Annotated in this window: 16 protein-coding genes; 9 read left to right on the top strand and 7 right to left on the bottom strand. The window is 35.2% G+C overall.

The window, feature by feature from the left end:
- Positions 1–72 precede the first annotated feature (72 nt).
- The 4 genes from EYD45_RS04205 to EYD45_RS04190 all read left to right on the top strand — a co-directional run bounded on the left by EYD45_RS04205 (position 73) and on the right by EYD45_RS04190 (position 3,875).
- Positions 73–420 (top strand): YciI family protein, encoded by a 348-nt coding sequence (locus tag EYD45_RS04205; RefSeq protein ID WP_130963104.1) that lies wholly within the window; start codon positions 73–75, stop codon positions 418–420.
- Positions 420–1,673: an RNA polymerase sigma factor gene (locus EYD45_RS04200; protein WP_130963103.1), complete on the top strand. Its 1,254-nt coding sequence runs from the start codon at positions 420–422 to the stop codon at positions 1,671–1,673. Before EYD45_RS04205 ends, EYD45_RS04200 begins: the two co-directional genes overlap by 1 nt.
- Positions 1,674–1,783: 110 nt before the next feature.
- Positions 1,784–2,734: a tetratricopeptide repeat protein gene (locus EYD45_RS04195; RefSeq protein ID WP_130963102.1), complete on the top strand. Its 951-nt coding sequence runs from the start codon at positions 1,784–1,786 to the stop codon at positions 2,732–2,734.
- Between the two features lie 157 nt (positions 2,735–2,891).
- A complete protein-coding gene (locus EYD45_RS04190; RefSeq protein WP_130963101.1) occupies positions 2,892–3,875 on the top strand; it encodes a tetratricopeptide repeat protein in 984 nt (327 codons plus the stop codon).
- A 6-nt stretch (positions 3,876–3,881) separates the two neighbouring features.
- Here EYD45_RS04190 and rsmG read toward each other — a convergent pair whose 3' ends face one another.
- Positions 3,882–4,511, bottom strand: a complete 630-nt coding sequence (gene rsmG, locus EYD45_RS04185; protein ID WP_130963100.1) for a 16S rRNA (guanine(527)-N(7))-methyltransferase RsmG — start codon at positions 4,509–4,511, stop codon at positions 3,882–3,884.
- A gap of 138 nt (positions 4,512–4,649) precedes the next feature.
- Between rsmG and EYD45_RS04180 the strand changes: the two genes are divergently transcribed.
- On the top strand, positions 4,650–5,744 hold the full coding sequence (locus tag EYD45_RS04180) for a fatty acid desaturase family protein (RefSeq protein WP_130963099.1): 1,095 nt from the start codon (positions 4,650–4,652) through the stop codon (positions 5,742–5,744).
- 27 nt (positions 5,745–5,771) lie between these two features.
- A complete protein-coding gene (locus EYD45_RS04175) occupies positions 5,772–6,956 on the top strand; it encodes a pyridoxal phosphate-dependent aminotransferase (protein ID WP_130963098.1) in 1,185 nt (394 codons plus the stop codon).
- A 45-nt stretch (positions 6,957–7,001) separates the two neighbouring features.
- Here the strand turns inward: EYD45_RS04175 and EYD45_RS04170 are convergent, their stop codons facing one another.
- A complete protein-coding gene (locus EYD45_RS04170) occupies positions 7,002–7,211 on the bottom strand; it encodes a hypothetical protein (protein WP_165453887.1) in 210 nt (69 codons plus the stop codon).
- 63 nt (positions 7,212–7,274) lie between these two features.
- Positions 7,275–7,535, bottom strand: coding sequence for a hypothetical protein (locus EYD45_RS04165; RefSeq protein WP_130963096.1), 261 nt, complete (start codon positions 7,533–7,535; stop codon positions 7,275–7,277).
- Between the two features lie 273 nt (positions 7,536–7,808).
- On the opposite strand from EYD45_RS04165, the gene EYD45_RS04160 reads away from it, so the two are divergent.
- The gene (locus EYD45_RS04160) at positions 7,809–10,484 is read left to right on the top strand and encodes a T9SS type B sorting domain-containing protein (RefSeq protein ID WP_165453886.1); all 2,676 of its coding nucleotides are present in this window, start codon (positions 7,809–7,811) and stop codon (positions 10,482–10,484) included.
- Positions 10,485–10,497: 13 nt separating this feature from the next.
- Here the strand turns inward: EYD45_RS04160 and EYD45_RS04155 are convergent, their stop codons facing one another.
- The 3 genes from EYD45_RS04155 to trkA all read right to left on the bottom strand — a co-directional run bounded on the left by EYD45_RS04155 (position 10,498) and on the right by trkA (position 13,957).
- Positions 10,498–10,749, bottom strand: coding sequence for a hypothetical protein (locus EYD45_RS04155; protein WP_130963094.1), 252 nt, complete (start codon positions 10,747–10,749; stop codon positions 10,498–10,500).
- Positions 10,750–11,098: 349 nt separating this feature from the next.
- Positions 11,099–12,592, bottom strand: coding sequence for a TrkH family potassium uptake protein (locus EYD45_RS04150; protein WP_130963093.1), 1,494 nt, complete (start codon positions 12,590–12,592; stop codon positions 11,099–11,101).
- A gap of 15 nt (positions 12,593–12,607) precedes the next feature.
- Entirely contained in the window at positions 12,608–13,957 is a 1,350-nt protein-coding gene (gene trkA, locus EYD45_RS04145; RefSeq protein WP_130963092.1) for a Trk system potassium transporter TrkA, read from the bottom strand.
- 148 nt (positions 13,958–14,105) lie between these two features.
- Here trkA and ubiE point away from each other — a divergent pair, with 148 nt between their 5' ends.
- Positions 14,106–14,831, top strand: a complete 726-nt coding sequence (gene ubiE / locus EYD45_RS04140; RefSeq protein ID WP_130963091.1) for a bifunctional demethylmenaquinone methyltransferase/2-methoxy-6-polyprenyl-1,4-benzoquinol methylase UbiE — start codon at positions 14,106–14,108, stop codon at positions 14,829–14,831.
- A gap of 2 nt (positions 14,832–14,833) precedes the next feature.
- Entirely contained in the window at positions 14,834–15,562 is a 729-nt protein-coding gene (porT, locus tag EYD45_RS04135) for a type IX secretion/gliding motility protein PorT/SprT (RefSeq protein ID WP_130963090.1), read from the top strand.
- A gap of 9 nt (positions 15,563–15,571) precedes the next feature.
- On the opposite strand, the gene EYD45_RS04130 is transcribed toward porT, so the two are convergent.
- Positions 15,572–16,117, bottom strand: coding sequence for a hypothetical protein (locus tag EYD45_RS04130; protein ID WP_130963089.1), 546 nt, complete (start codon positions 16,115–16,117; stop codon positions 15,572–15,574).
- Between the last annotated feature and the right edge of the window lie 88 nt (positions 16,118–16,205).

The following is a 16,205-nucleotide window of genomic DNA, read 5'->3' as shown; positions in this document are numbered from 1 at the left end:
TATTTTTGAAAAAGCTGTCCCCTTTTCCGTTTTGGCAACCGTCTTATTGATATAAACTTTAAACATTTAGTTATGAAACAATTTATGATGATTTTTACGGGAGCCGATTACGCGGCATTAGGTCTTTCACCTGAAGAATTACAGGAGCGCATGGGCAAGTGGTTTGCTTGGGGTAACAAAATGAAAGATGCCGGAATTTTAAGAGGCGGTGAGGCTTTAACACCACAAATAAGACGCGTTTCTGGGAAAAACAGAACGGTAACTGATATAGCTTCGGCTGAAGTGAAAGAGGTTATTGGCGGGTATTACACCGTTGAGGCTGAGAACTTTGATGCGGTTGAAAAAATTGCACAGGATTTCCCGGATTACGATTTGGATGGTACTGTAGAAATTAGAGAAGTAATGGTATTTGACCGTTAATGGAACACCAATTGATAGACCATCTTTTTCGCCACCATAGCGGAAAGATGGTTTCTGTTTTAACTCGGATTTTTGGACTAAAACATCTTGATATTATTGAAGATGCAGTACAAGACACCTTTATTAAAGCGAGTTTAAGCTGGCGAAAACAGCAACCTGAAAACCCCGAAGCGTGGTTAACTACAGCTGCTAAAAATAGGGTTCTAGATATTTTTAGAAAACTGAAAACGGAGCAGAAACACCTACCGAACATCAATCAAGGAACGGACGCTATTGCTATAAACGAACTGTTTCTCGATACTGAAATTGAAGATGCACAACTGCGGATGATTTTTACAGCATGCCACCCAAAATTAGATCCACGTGATCGTATTTCGTTTGCTTTAAAAACAGTTTCGGGGTTTAGTATTAAAGAAATAGCTTCGGCATTGTTAACCAAAGAAGAAACAATTAAAAAGCGATTGTCTCGTGCTAGAAAGGCGATTCAACAGGCTGATATACAATTTAAAATTCCGCAAGGAAAATCTTTGGCTTTGCGATTGGATAGTGTATTGGAAGTGTTGTATCTGATTTTTAACGAAGGGTTTCACTCCAATAGAAAGGAAACCTTGATTAGGCAAGAATTGTGCAGTGAAGCGTTAAGGCTCGCACAAATGCTTTTAAAAAACACCTTAACACGCACACCTGATGCGTATGCCCTTTGTGCGCTAATGTGTTTTCATGCGTCGCGCATTGAAAGTAAAACCAACGCTGACAATGAGTTGCTAGACTTAAAACACCAGGACCGTAGTTTGTGGCATTTTCCATTGATACAATTAGGGAATTCCATGATGTATAAAGCTGTAGACACCTCTGAATTTTCTTTTTATCATTATGAAGCCGCCATTGCCGCAGAACATTTAAAAGCCAGAACTTTTGAGGATACCAATTGGAAAAAAATATTACGCTGGTACCAGTGCTTGCATACACTACAGCCTATGCTCTCTCATGTATTGACTATGGCAGTAATTTGTTTGCAAACCAAGGATTTTACATTGGCCGAAAGTTATTTATCCCAATTGAAACCTGAGGATTTTGTACAGCGGGCGTATCTGTATTACGGCGCTTTGGCAGATTTATATACGGCTACTTCTAAACCCAAAAAGGCATTGCGCTTTATTAATTTGGCATTGGAGTGTGTTGGCAACGATTTGGAAAAGGCCTATTTAGAAAAGAAAAAGCAGAAAATACAATCTAAAAACGGAAAGCAATAAAATCGTCTTTAAAATTTCATTAGTTTTATACTTCAATTATCGTGGAATAGTTTTTGATATTTAAATACGTTAAAAACAATACACTTAAAGAATTGACGTTTAGAAATAGCATGAAAAAGACATTACTAATTTTGCTATTTGTGCCATTATTAAGTATTGGGCAGGCTACCAAGTTTGTGAGGCAAGCCCTGAGACTTAATGATCCCAGAGCACAAATAGAGTTATTGAATCAGGCCTTAGAAATAGACAACAAGCATCTGGACGCCTTGTTTTACAGAGGTATTGCCAAATATAATCTGGAAGACTATGACGGGGCTATTTTAGATTTCACCAAGATAATTTTCTTTGAACCTGATGCCGATAGTTACTACAATCGGGGAAATTGTAAATTCAATTTATTGGATTATGAAGGTGCTTTATTCGATTATGAAAAAGCCATTGCACTTGACCCTGATTTAATTGGTGCTTATTTTAATTTAGGCAACACCAAATTTAACTTGGAAGATTTTAAAGGTGCCGTAGATGCCTATACTAAAGTTATTCATGCTTTTCCTAATGACTATAAGTCTTACAGTCAACGTGCTTCAGCTTACATGGAATTGAAAAATTACAAAGCGGCATTTAAAGATTTTGGTGCATGTATTTTGTTAAGGCCAAATAGTCAGTCTTACTACAACCGCGGCTATGCTTTACTAGAGATTAATTATTACAAAGAAGCTAAAGATGATTTTTTGAAAGCTATAAAAGTTAACCCAAACAATACACCTGCTTATTTTTATTTAGGTGTGAGTCAATTTTTACTGGGTGAATTTGAGGAGTCTATAAAGAGCTTAACCTTTGCTACAAATAAAGATCAAATGGACTATGATGCGCACTTTGGTTTAGCTATGGCCTACTACTACATTAATGATTTAGAAAAAGCCAAAGCTAAGTTTGAGCGTGCAAAAAACTTATTAGGTGCTAGAGGTAACGACGTACTTCCTGTATTTAAGGATACATACTGGGAAGTAAACGAAAAACAGCTTTTTTCAGAATTATTTAAAAAACTAAGTGCTCTTTAGCAAATCTTCAGAACACCGGTAAATCCCTAAATTTCTCTTAAAACAGAGTTCTAAACTGTAGCTATTTTGTATCTTTAAGAGTGTAAACAGATTACAAGTCAACGATTTGCATTGTTTTTATGTTTTCAATCTTTTAAAATTTATTATTCCTGTTGCTATGAATAAACAAATTTTTACAAAAACGCTTATTGTTTTTTTTCTTCTATCTACAACCTTCTCTATTGGACAATCAAAAAAACTGGTACGACAAGGAAAAAGGTTAGCAGACCCCAAACAACAAGAAATAGTATTTACAGAAGCCATTGCATTGGATAAGGAAAACTTAGACGCCTATTTTTATCGTGGTTTAGCTAGGTTTGATCTGGAAAATTATTGGGGCGCTATTTTAGACTATACAAATATCATTTTTACAAAGCCTGATGCCGACACTTATTACAATCGTGGTAATGCGAAATATGCATTAGGTGATTTTGAAGGTGCTTATGAGGACTATCTAATGGCCATTAGATATAAACGTGATTTTTTTCAAGCGTATTATAATTTGGGAATGACTCAATTTAATTTAAAAAAATATAAGCAAGCTTCGCGATCCTTTATGTTTTTACTTAAACACTTTCCTAATGATGTAAATACCAACATTCAACTAGGTTTATCTTTTACTGAGCTTAGGCAAAAAGAATTAGCCATTATATTTCTTAACAAGAGTATCGCCCTTGAACCGAATAGCGACACTTACCACAATAGAGGTATAGCTTACCTAAACTTAAGGGACTTTAAGAAAGCCGCTGCAGATTTTAGAAAAGCAATTAGCTTGGATAAAACTAACGACTCTGCTCATTTTTATCTAGGTATTACCCAACTTTTTTCTAGAAATTATGAAGCAGCCGCAAAAAGTTTTGAAGACACTTTAAGCTTCAATGCTGTAGATCTTGAAGCGCTTATGGCCTTAGCCATTGCAAGTTATCATTCTGAAAATTATGATAAGGCAAAATTGTGCTTTAAGAAGGCACGAAATATTTTGGCAGCTGAAAATGAATTATTTAAATACAAAAATGAGATTGCACTATTTAGTGAAACATCTTGGAGCATGGGTGATGGTCGTATTTTTGAAACTTACGTTGATAGGTTAAGTGCTTTATAAACTAAGCTATTTAGAGAATTTCATAGGCAGGTGTACCACTTTTTTGGTTTCAAAAAAATCCTCTTCAAAAAAATCGGTCAAATTATAAATTGAAGTTGTTATATAGTCTTTTAACTCTTCTGTTAAATCCCCTCCTTTAAGATAAAGTATGCCATTTTTTAAGTCGTTTTTTTGCTTTTTAGCTATTTTACCTTTTGTCCAGCGTACAAAAGTAGGCATTGCAGCTACGGCGCGACTAACAATAAAATCGTAAGTTTCGTCAATGTCTTCAACTCTTGTATGCGTTGTGCGTACATTTTCTAACCCTAAACCTTCAACTACTTCATTAACCACTTTAAGCTTTTTAGCAATACTATCCACCAAATGAAAATGACAGTTTGGAAACATAATTGCAAGTGGAATCCCTGGAAAACCACCACCAGTACCAACATCCATGATGCTTGAGCCATTCTTAAAAGCAATTACTTTCGCTATCGCCAACGAGTGCAACACATGTCTCAAATAGAGTTCATCTATATCCTTTCTTGACACCACATTTATCTTCAAATTCCAATCTTTATATAGTGCCTCAAGTCTTTGAAATTTAATTATTTGGTCTTCTGAAAGGTTAGGGAAATATTTAAGAATTAACTTCATTAATGTTAAATTTTGAACAAAAATAGAGGTTTCACATATATTTTTTTACATTAAAACGTTCTTTGTTGAATTGATTAATATATATCTTTGCGCAGTGTATAATAGTTTTATACAGATAAGATTAAACTAAATTTAATTATGAATAAGCAAGCACTTTCATTTTCAAGAAAAGATCCTGCAAAATTTTTTAAGACCTTAAACAAGCGTGTGAACGATTATTTTAAGGAAAATAACCTTAAACGTACCGGCAATTGGAAATTATATCTCAAAGCTGTTGTGATGTTTTCATTATTGATTGTTCCTGTTGTTTTAATTCTAACTATAGATCTACCTGGTTGGGCTCAAATACTTGGCATGGTAATCGTTGGCGTTGGTATGGCAGGTGTTGGCATGAATGTGATGCATGATGCCAACCATGGCTCTTTTTCCAGTAAAAAATGGGTCAATAAATTAATGGGAAGCAGTATATATATTTTAGCTGGGAATGATTATAACTGGAAAGTACAACACAATGTATTGCACCATACATATACCAACATTCAAGGACACGATGAAGATATTGATGCGGGTAGAATTATCAGATTTTCTAAGCATGCCAAGTGGTATAGTTTTCATAAATACCAAAGGTTTTATGCCTTCTTTTTATATGGCTTATTAACGGCAAATTGGGCTATTACCACTGATTTCACTCAAACATACCGTTATTTAAAAAGAAAGCTGGCTTATGGTAAAATGCCAAACCCAGCAACACAATGGACGAAACTTATTATTGGAAAAATAGTGTATTACTCTATTTGGGTAGTGCTGCCATTATCTCTAGGCTTTAAGTGGTGGGAAGTACTTATCGGGTTTTTAATCATGCACTACACGGCTGGTATTATTTTAAGTGTAATTTTCCAATTGGCACACGTTATGCCAAATACTGAAATGCCACTTCCTGACGAGCAAGGCAATATGAAAAACACTTGGGCTATTCACCAACTATTCACTACATCAAACTTTTCTCCTAAAAGTTGGTTTGTTGAGTTTTATACTGGCGGTTTAAACAGACAAGTAGAACATCACTTATTCTCTCATATTAGTCACATTCACTATAGTAAATTAGCTAAAATCGTAAGAGAGACTGCAAAAGAATTCAGCTTGCCTTATAATGAATATAACACCTTTTGGGAAGCCGTTGCAGAACATTACAATCAATTAAAAGCTTTAGGACAAAAACCTAGCTTAGCTTAAATACGCATAAACAAATCTAACCAAACAATGCAAGTATTATCAGATAGAATTTTAAACATGTCTACGTCTGCCACACTAGCTATGGCAGCAAAAGCAAGAGAATTAAGAGGAGAAGGAAAAGACATCATTGGCCTTAGCCTTGGGGAACCAGATTTTAAGGTTCCAGATTTTATTCGTGAAGCCGCTATACAAGCTATAAATGACGGCTATAACTCTTACACACCTGTAGATGGGTATGGAGAGTTAAAAGATGCTGTAATAAAGAAGTTTAAGCGTGATAATAACTTAGCATATACACCCTCTCAAATTGTAGTATCTACTGGAGCTAAACAATGTTTAGCTAATGTTGCTGGTGTTATGCTAAATCCTGGCGATGAAGTTATTTTACCATGCCCGTATTGGGTAAGTTATGCTGACATCGTGAAACTTTATGAAGGGGTTCCTGTTGAAGTAAAGACTTCAATTGATACCGATTTCAAAATGACTGCGGAGCAACTGGAAGCTGCCATCACACCAAAAACCAAAATGATGTGGTTTAGTTCACCTTGCAACCCAAGCGGTTCTGTTTACAGTAAAGAAGAATTACAGTCGCTTGTAAATGTTCTTGCTAAGTATCCAGACATTTATGTAGTTTCAGATGAAATATATGAGCATATTAACTATGGTATAGACTATACAAGTATTGCAGAGTTTCCTGAAATGTACGACAGAACTATAACTGTAAACGGCGTATCTAAAGCCTTTGCAATGACGGGATGGCGTATAGGTTTTATTGGTGCACCAGAAAAAATAGCACGCGCTTGCAATAAGTTACAAGGTCAAATGACAAGTGGTGCTAACTGTATTGCGCAACGCGCAGTAATCACAGCTTTAAATGAAGATCCGTCTGCCGTCAAATACATGATAGATGAGTTTAAAGTACGTAGAGATTTGATATTAGATCTATTATCTGATATTGAAGGCTTTAATTCAAACACGCCTGATGGTGCATTTTATGTATTCCCAGATGTTACCCATTTCTTTGGAAAAACGTTGAAAGGACATAAAATAAACAACGCAACAGATTTCTCTTTGTTCTTATTAGAAGAAGCCTTAGTTGCAACAGTAACAGGTGATGCTTTCGGAAACCCTGATTGCATTAGAATTTCTTATGCAGCTTCGCAGGAGCAAATTATTGAAGCTATCAAACGCATTAAGACTGCTGTTAGTTAAAACGAAAGTTTATATAATAATAAAGCCACTACGTAGTGGCTTTTTTTATTTTAATGAAAGGATAATCCAAATTGATATTACTATTACCAAAAGAACTATACCCAATTTAATATTTCGTTTTTTACGCTCTTTTAGTAACTTGTCTCTAACCTCAGTTAGTTGTTCTGGAGTCGCTTCTGAAAAATTAAACTGATCCTTTCCCGACCATTTATAACCTCCCATAGTTTTTCTAAAATGCTTTGACTTATCAAGCATTATGCTTTTGTTACTTTTTACGGTGCTCAAAAAAGATTCTACAAATGGCATAGCACAAATAAATTAGAGGTTAAAAATTAACAAGCCTATAATTATAATTAATAGCATAAATACCATCAACTGCCATAGTCTTGCTCGCCTATTTTCTTTTTGAATTTTTTCTTTTATCTCCTTGAGTTGTTTTTCGGATGCTTTTGGAAATTCTTTCAGTTCAATATCCGCATAGCTGCCTCCCAAAGCTTTTCTGTGCTTTCGCTTAGATAACTGATTTCTGTTGTTTTTTAAGGAAACATTTGCTCCTGCCATTGAACCTTCGCCACCCATGATATTCGAATAAAGTTTTTCAAAAAGGCACAGATTAAGCTATCCAATCTCGCAGTGCCAGTAAATTATTAGTAGACTGATAAAACATTTTGTTACAAAAACATAACAATCGTTGAAACGCCTGATTTCTGGTGTATTCAACTATTAAATTAGCTACTTAGCCTTCTAAACCGTAAATTGCAAATAAAAACGACTCTCTTATTTTTTATGTTCCAAAGAAAAACCATATTAACAGTGGCTTTATTGCTATGGTCTTTCCTTTGCTTTTCTCAAATGGAAACAAGAAACTGGTATTTTGGTCAAAATGCTGGTGTAAGTTTTAGAGATGCGCGCCTTACAGTCCTAAACAATGGGGCTATGGACACGCCTGCTGGATGCTCTAGTATTTCTGATAGAAATGGAAACCTTTTATTTTACACTAATGGACACACTGTTTGGAATAGAAATCATGAGATAATGGAAAATGGTGAAGGTTTAGCTGGAGAAATTGAGAATATACAATCTACAATTATAGTGCCTGTACCTGGAGACGATAACAGGTATTATATTTTTTGTACAAAAACCAATGGCACGATCACTCCTTTATTAAATTCTGGTTTCTACTACGGTCAAGTACAGTTTTCAAACCAAAACCCTTTGGGAGAAGTCACTACCCGATTATCAAGAATTTCAAATGCGAATTCAGGTCGAGTTTCTGCAATTCATGACATTCAAAGCGATACCATGAAAGTGCTTACGTTTGGAAAACTAAATGATGATCCTGGCAGTAAAAATGATACGTTTTACATTTTTACTATTGATAACACCGGATTGAATAGATTTCCAGAAACGATTACCATTCCAGAAAGTGATGTACAAATTCTTTCAGACCAGGGCGCCATGAAAATTTCACCAGACGGAAAAAAAATAGCGCTTGCTGATACTGGTGGAGACAATATTCATGTTTTTAATTTTAACGCAAATACTTCAGAAATAAATTATGATCTTGGCATCAAGGCAGGCTTACTTTTTGATCCACTTTATTCCTATGGCGTAGAGTTCTCACAAGATTCTCAAATATTATATTTCACCGGTGTTAACTTTGGCAACATAGGTTTTCTATACAAATATTTGATATATGATAATAATCCTATAAATGAAAAGATACCTTTAGATGTATCTTCTAGCCATAATTATGGTGATTTACAACTGGCCAGCAATGGCAAGATATATGTAGCAACCTATCAAAAAATACCATGGGATATTAGTAATTTTGGTCAAAACCTTCCTCCAAACCCCATAAGTTCAATAGGTGTTATTAATGATCCTGAAGATAAAAATGGGGATGGCAATTCGGAATATCAAGCTTTGGCAATTGATTTAAGCTCCAATGCATCACTACAAGGTTTACCTAACTTTGTGGTTTCTTTTCTTAGAAACAGAATTATAACGGAAGATAAATGTGTGGATGAGTTTTTTGATTTTACAACAGATTCATACATACCTGTAGATTCAATTTTTTGGGACTTTGGGGATGGCAATACCTCTACCGAAATATCACCAACACATCAATATATTACCAGTGGCAACTTTCTTGTAAACGCAACTATTACATATAGAAATACGCCTTATCGCATTCAAAAAATTGTTGAAGTTTTCCCAAAACCAATTTTGAATCCAAATGAAGTTTTATCACAATGCGATACTGATTTTGATGGTGTTTCGCTATTCAACCTAGAAAATATTGGAGATAGAGTATTAAATAAAAACAGGGATTTTGAGTATTCTTTCTACAGAACCTCCAACGATGCGTTAACCGAAACCAATATCATTTCCAATGCAGAAAACTATGAAAACACATTACCTCTAGAGGAATTGTTTGTTAAAATAGTTACACCTAAAGGGTGCAGCATTATCCGTAACTTCTTTATTGAAACATCCAATAGCAACTTATTTTCTGCCGAAAGTATCTATACTTGTGAAGATTCTGATAACCTGACCAACAACGAGATTGGACGTTTTGATTTGCTAATCAAGGCAACAGATATAAAGGCTGAATTTGGTCTTCCAAATACTTCTAAAATAACGTTTCATACATCATTTGAAGATGCCCAGACTAAGCTTAATACACTATCTAACTTTCACAATACATCATCCACAACCCTTTGGTTCAGAATTGAAACAGAGAATAATAATTGTGCAGGAATAGGGTCTTTCCCTGCAATTGTTAATACTAATATTTCTGCCGAAATAGAAGATCTTTACACTATTTGCTACTCTACCTACGATGGGGCTATTTTTTTGGACGGCAATGCTGTTAATGATGTTTGGGAGTGGAGAGATGGTTCTGGCGCTATTATTTCAAACGATAGGAACGTAAGATTAAGTGAAGCAGGAAATTATTCCTTAACAATTTATAAAACCGAAAATGGCTTAACATGTTCACTTACCAAAAATTTTGAAATTCGATTGCCTAACGTTATGTCGTTTAGGGAAGTTACAACAGAGAACAACCAAATCTCTATTTCTATACAAGGTTTTAGTGATTATGAATTTTCCATTGATGGCGAAACCTATTTTGGCAGTGGTGATGAATATACATTTAGTAATGTTGAAGCTGGTGTTTATACCGTAACTGTAAGGGATATTAACGATTGTGAAATTCCTATTGAAACCGTGGTAGGGTTTATTGGATATCCCAAATTTTTTACACCTAATGGAGACGGCATTAACGACTACTGGAAAATTAAGGGTGTATCGCCAGAGTTATATAACTTTGGGGAGATACACATATATGACCGATATGGCAAGAGCCTGTTTTTCATGGATTTAAAAACAAATTTAGAAGGTTGGGACGGCACTTTTAATGGACAGCTCCTGGTTGCAAATGATTATTGGTTTAGAGCCGTTTTAACAGATAATGAGAACAACACTATTGTTAAAACGGGACATTTTACTCTTAAACGTTAATCTAATGATTAGATTAATTGAATATAGCAAGAATTGCTACTAAAAACACTGATAGTTTTAAAGCGACTTCCATTCCTGAAACAAAATGATATCTTGAGTTTTTTATACGGCTTCTTATACCAAAAATTGACCTTTGAGAAGCATTCCTCAAACTTTCTTTCGCAATGGCTTTATAGCGAGAATTTAAAAACCCTAAAGGCTTTGTAACGCTTTCTTCCTGTTTATGTACTGTGTTTAATTTACTTGAGTTAATTACTAATTCCATGATTGATGATTTTTAATTGGTTATACAATATTGACGCATAACTTTAAAATTTGTTACAAAGGCATAAATTGATAAGCCTTTAAAAACCAACAAGAAACAACACAATTATTAGATTTTATAGGTGCTTTAGGGATTTTGAAAAAAGGGATATTTAATTAAAAATTTATAATTATAACTACTGTCCTGAGCCGCATTAGGGATAGAATACTTCGACAAGCTCAGCATAAACTAAATGTTTAAGCTCCCCGACACAGGAGGGAGCGAGTAGTGATAGCCTGTCTGCCGGCAGGCAGGCCCGACCAGCTTGCCCTGAGCTTGTCGAAGGGTAGGTAATGCCCTAATTAATAATTTATCTATTCCGCCAAAAAAACGGTGTAAATAGAACGAGAACGGTAAACAGCTCTAAACGCCCAATAAGCATTAAAAATGAAGCCCACCACTGCGCTAAAGACGGTAAGGCAGCATAATTGTTAACAGGTCCAAAATCTCCCAACGCTGGACCAACATTACCTAAGCTGGATGCTGCTAAACCTATTGAAGATGAAAAATCTAACTGAAACGTTGAAAACACCAAGGCGCCAATAATAAAGGATAGCATATACAAAATGAAGAACCCTAATATATTGAAAACAATATCGCCTGAAATAGCTTTTTTATTATACCGTACAGGCAAAATAGCACTTGGATGTAGGGCTCGCTTAAACTCTAAAAATCCGTTTTTAATCAACAGCATATGGCGCACCACCTTTACACCTCCAGAAGTACTACCCGCTGAACCGCCTAAGAACATCAAACCAAAAAAGAAGACTACCAGAAATGGCGTCCACATGGTGTAATCTGCCGTAACAAAACCAGTAGTAGTAACTATTGCCAGTACTTGAAATAAAGCATGCCTAACAGCACTCTCCCCTTCTCCCCAAACCATGGGATGCTCAATTGAAGATACCGAAACATCTGCCCTGAAATAAATGAGTAGCGCTGCAATAATTGTAAAAATAGCAATAAACTTAAAGTACAATTTAAATTCTTCATCATGCAATACCTTCTGTACTTTACCTTTAAAAGCAAAGTAACTCAAAACAAAATTGGTCCCTGCCAAAAACATAAAAATGATTATTATGTATTGGATAACAGGTTGCCCATTCCAATGTGCCACACTAGCGTTTTTTGTTGAAAAACCTCCAGTTGAGACTGTACACAATGCATGGTTTATAGCATCAAAAAACGACATTCCCGCAACGCTTAACAATAAAGTTTCAGCTGCAGTGTAACCAAAATAAATTAACCATAGACGTTTTGCTGTATCGGTAATTCTAGGGTGTAATTTATCGGCACTTGGTCCTGGTGCCTCGGCAGCAAACATTTGCATACCACCGATACCTAACAATGGTAAAATTGCAATTGCCAAAACAATGATACCCATACCACCAATCCAATGGGTTAGACTACGCCAAAACAAAATACCCTTTGGCATCGCTTCAATATCATTTAAAATTGATGCTCCGGTAGTGGTGTAACCAGACATGGTCTCAAAAAAAGCATTAGTAAAACTAGGGATACTTCCAGTAATTACATAAGGCAACGTGCCTGTAAGTGCCATGATAATCCAGCCAAAGGCAACAACAATATAACCTTCGCGCTTGTTCATTTCCTTATTATGCTTTCTGGTAAAAAGCATCACAACACCACCTAAAACCAATGCTAATATAGCCGCTAATGATAGCGAACCTGTTACACCATCTTTATAAAGAAAACTTACCAAGGAAGACAATAGCATAAAGCCACCGTTAAACAGCATAAGCAATCCTAAAAAATGAAAAATGATTTTATAATTGAGCTTCATGGTATAAGATAAATTTTAGAGAAACAGTTTCTCAACGCCTTTTATAGATCGTAATAAACTGCATACTACCACTTTATCTCCTTCTTGAATTTTAAAACTTCCCAAGGCAATGTATCCAACATTTTCTCGAATAACTCCACCAATAATTGCAGAACGCGGAAAATCAACATTTTTAATAAGCTTATTGCAAATGGCAGATGTTGATTTCACTTCAAACTCCAGTAATTCTGCATTCATATTACTCAACTTCGTCATCGCCACAACCTCTCCTTTTCTTATGTATCTAAAAATACTGTTCGCAGCCAATAATTTTTTGTTGATTAACGTATCAATACCGATGGAGTGCGATAACTCAAAATAATCCATATTTTCAACTAGAGCAACGGACTTTTTTACACCTTTTGATTTTGCCACCAAGCATGACATGATATTTGTTTCAGAGTTATCTCCAACAGCAATAAAAGCATCCATATCGCTAATACTTTCTTCATCCAAAACATCAACTTTTCTACCATCGCTCTTAATTACCAACACATTTGGTAACTGGTCTGCAATATCAAAAGCACGTTCCTTGTCACCTTCTAAAAGTTTGATATTAAAACCCTTTTCACTCAGATCCCTTGCTGCTTTAAAACCAATTTCAGTGCCGCCTAAAATCATTACACTTTTTATCTCGGTATTGGCTTTTCCTGTAAGTCTACATAATTCTTCAGCTCCACCTTCCGAAGTAATAAAAACTACATTATCCCCTTCTTTAAAAATGGTATCACCTCTTGGGATTAAAGTATATTGTGTGCCTTTTCGCTGAATTGCAATAGGAATAAAGTGAATTTCAGGGAATATTTTTGCTGCTTCCTTAACATTTTTCCCAACAAAAGATGCTTCTTTAGACAGTGTTAAGCCAGCCATAGTTAGTGCACCTTCTTCAAACTCATAGGTATCGCTAAACGAGGTCTGCCTTAAGGAAAGTTCGATTTCCGAAGCCGCCAAAGCCTCAGGAGAAATCAACTCATCAATACCAAATCTGGTAAACCCAACTTCATCTTTATAATTAATAAATTCTGTATTAGATATTCTAGCAATAGTTCGTTTTGCACCTAGTTGTTTTGCCAGAACACAAATGGTGATATTTGTGGTTTCTGATGCCGTAACTGCGATAAGTAAGTCGCATATGTCTACTTTAGCCTCTCGCAATATAGCTATAGATGTAGCATCGCCACGAATTACTTTTATATCTAAATGCGTGTCGGCGTAAGCTAAACTCTCTTTATCAGTATCTATTAAATTAATTTCCTGAGATTCGTAGGACAATAATTTTGCTAAATGAAATCCAACTTCACCAGCTCCAGCAATTATTATTTTCATCTTTCTTATCTATAAAAAGCAGCACAAAGATAGTACAAAATAAATATGGCGAGATTAAATCTATAAGATATTCATACCCCTCTAGTTACTCCATAGCTTCTTAGGTAGAAATGATATAAATATGTAAGTTTGCCAAAAAAATAGCAGTTTGTCTAAAATTAAGCCTTATAAAGATAGCGACCTGAGCAAAAAAGAGCAGGTAACTAAAATGTTTGACACAATTTCTGGAGATTATGACGGTTTAAACCGTGTAATCTCATTTGGAATTGATGTGAAGTGGCGCAAAAAAGTTGTGAATCTCGTTAAAGATCAAGACGCTAAAACCGTTTTGGACATAGCCACAGGAACTGGAGATTTGGCCATAGCCATGGCAGATACCAATGCCGAAAAAATTGTTGGCTTGGATATTAGCTCTGGAATGCTGGATATTGGTAAACAAAAAATAAATAACAAAGGGTTATCTGATAAAATTGAAATGGTTTTAGGCGATTCGGAAAATATGCCTTTTGAAGACAATACCTTTGATGCCATTACCGTAGCCTTTGGAGTAAGAAATTTTGAGAATTTACAAAACGGACTTAAAGACATTCTTAGAGTGTTGAAACCAGGAGGAATTTTTGTAATTCTCGAAACTTCTGTACCAACGAAAACACCTTTTAAACAAGGTTATAATTTCTACACCAAAAATATTTTGCCCCTGATTGGTCGTTTGTTTTCTAAAGACCGCAGTGCCTATAGGTATTTAAGCGAGTCGGCTTCAGTTTTTCCTTATGGCGAGGCTTTAAACAATATTTTACGTAAAACTGGGTTTATTAATGTTGAAGATTTTCCTCAGACTTTTGGGGTAGCTACAATTTATAAATCGTCAAAGTAATCATGAAGCAAATTTTAATTGGTTTTGTATTTCTATTAACCTTTCAAACAACTCAAGCACAGTTATTTAAAAAGGAGAAAATTACATACGATGCAAATCAGGGTCGTGGCACTACCGATTTTAAATTTTTGCGCTGGGGCTACTTTTTAGGTATAAATAATTACGATTTTAATTTTGATTATAATGAAGATCTGCGCGATATCTATGTTGATACCAGTCCAGGCTTTAGTGTAGGACTGATAGGTAATATGAGAATAAATAGTTTTTTGGATTTAAGACTAGAACCAGGACTTTTCATTACTACAAGGGAATTGTTTTATAGCGAACAATATTTTCAAGGTGTTGATTTTAAAGAATCTGATTTATCTCGTGAGGTAAAGTCAACATACATTCATGTCCCTCTACTTTTAAAAATATCAGCAAAACGTATCAATAATTTCAAACCTTTTATCATAGGTGGCTTTTCTACAGCGATAAATTTATCCAGTAATGAAAACAACCCCGACGATAATAGTAAGGGACAGTTTAGAACCACAAGTAGACCCTTGTTTTATGAACTTGGGTTTGGTATTGATTTTTATCTCTATAATTTTAAATTTACACCTTCCATTCGCGGACTTTTTGGGATGGGAGACGAATTGGTAAGGGATGATGACCCAAATAGCCCATGGACAAGCAACATTACCAGAATGCAAACCAGAGGTGTTTTTATCAATTTTACGTTTCAGTAATTCAGAATATTAGTTTGCTTTTCTGATTTTAAAATTAAAAAAGGCTTCAGAAGAAGCTCCAGTTTGGTTTAACCAAATAGTATAATTACCTGAACCTAAAGCTCCTGTAAATCCTTGCGCTCCGCCCAAAGTCCCCATACTTGCTAAAATATCGTTGCCTCTGTTTGAGACACCATAAAGCGTACCGCCCAATAAATCACTTGCGCCAGTACTTGAAGCATCATTTGAAAAAGCGCTACCTGCCACAATACCAATAAACGCAGCGTCATCGGTAGATTGATAATCATCCAAAGTAATTTCAATAAGCTCACTTTCCGAAGGCACAGTAAATGTAAAATAATCAACATCAGATGAAGACTGACTAGCATTTACAGTATTATTACCAACTACAAAGGCAAGATTTGTAGGGGCGTCAAATACATTTGAAAGGTCTCCACCAAGCGTTTCGTTATAATCAAAACTTTCCAATGGTGGTTCTGTTGTATTTTCATCATCGTCATTATTGCAAGCAACTAGTGCAAATAAAGACATAGTTAATAAAAGTATCTTTTTCATATTCAATTTTTTAGGTTAATATTCAAGATCTAAGGTCGAAAAACTGTCACATTCATTTCAAAAAAACGCTTAATAATGTGATAAATTG

Source organism: Hyunsoonleella flava, assembly GCF_004310325.1.
Taxonomy (GTDB): domain Bacteria; phylum Bacteroidota; class Bacteroidia; order Flavobacteriales; family Flavobacteriaceae; genus Jejuia; species Jejuia flava.
The sequence above is the reverse complement of the archived record's forward strand: the minus strand, read 5'-3'. Positions and strand labels throughout refer to the sequence as shown.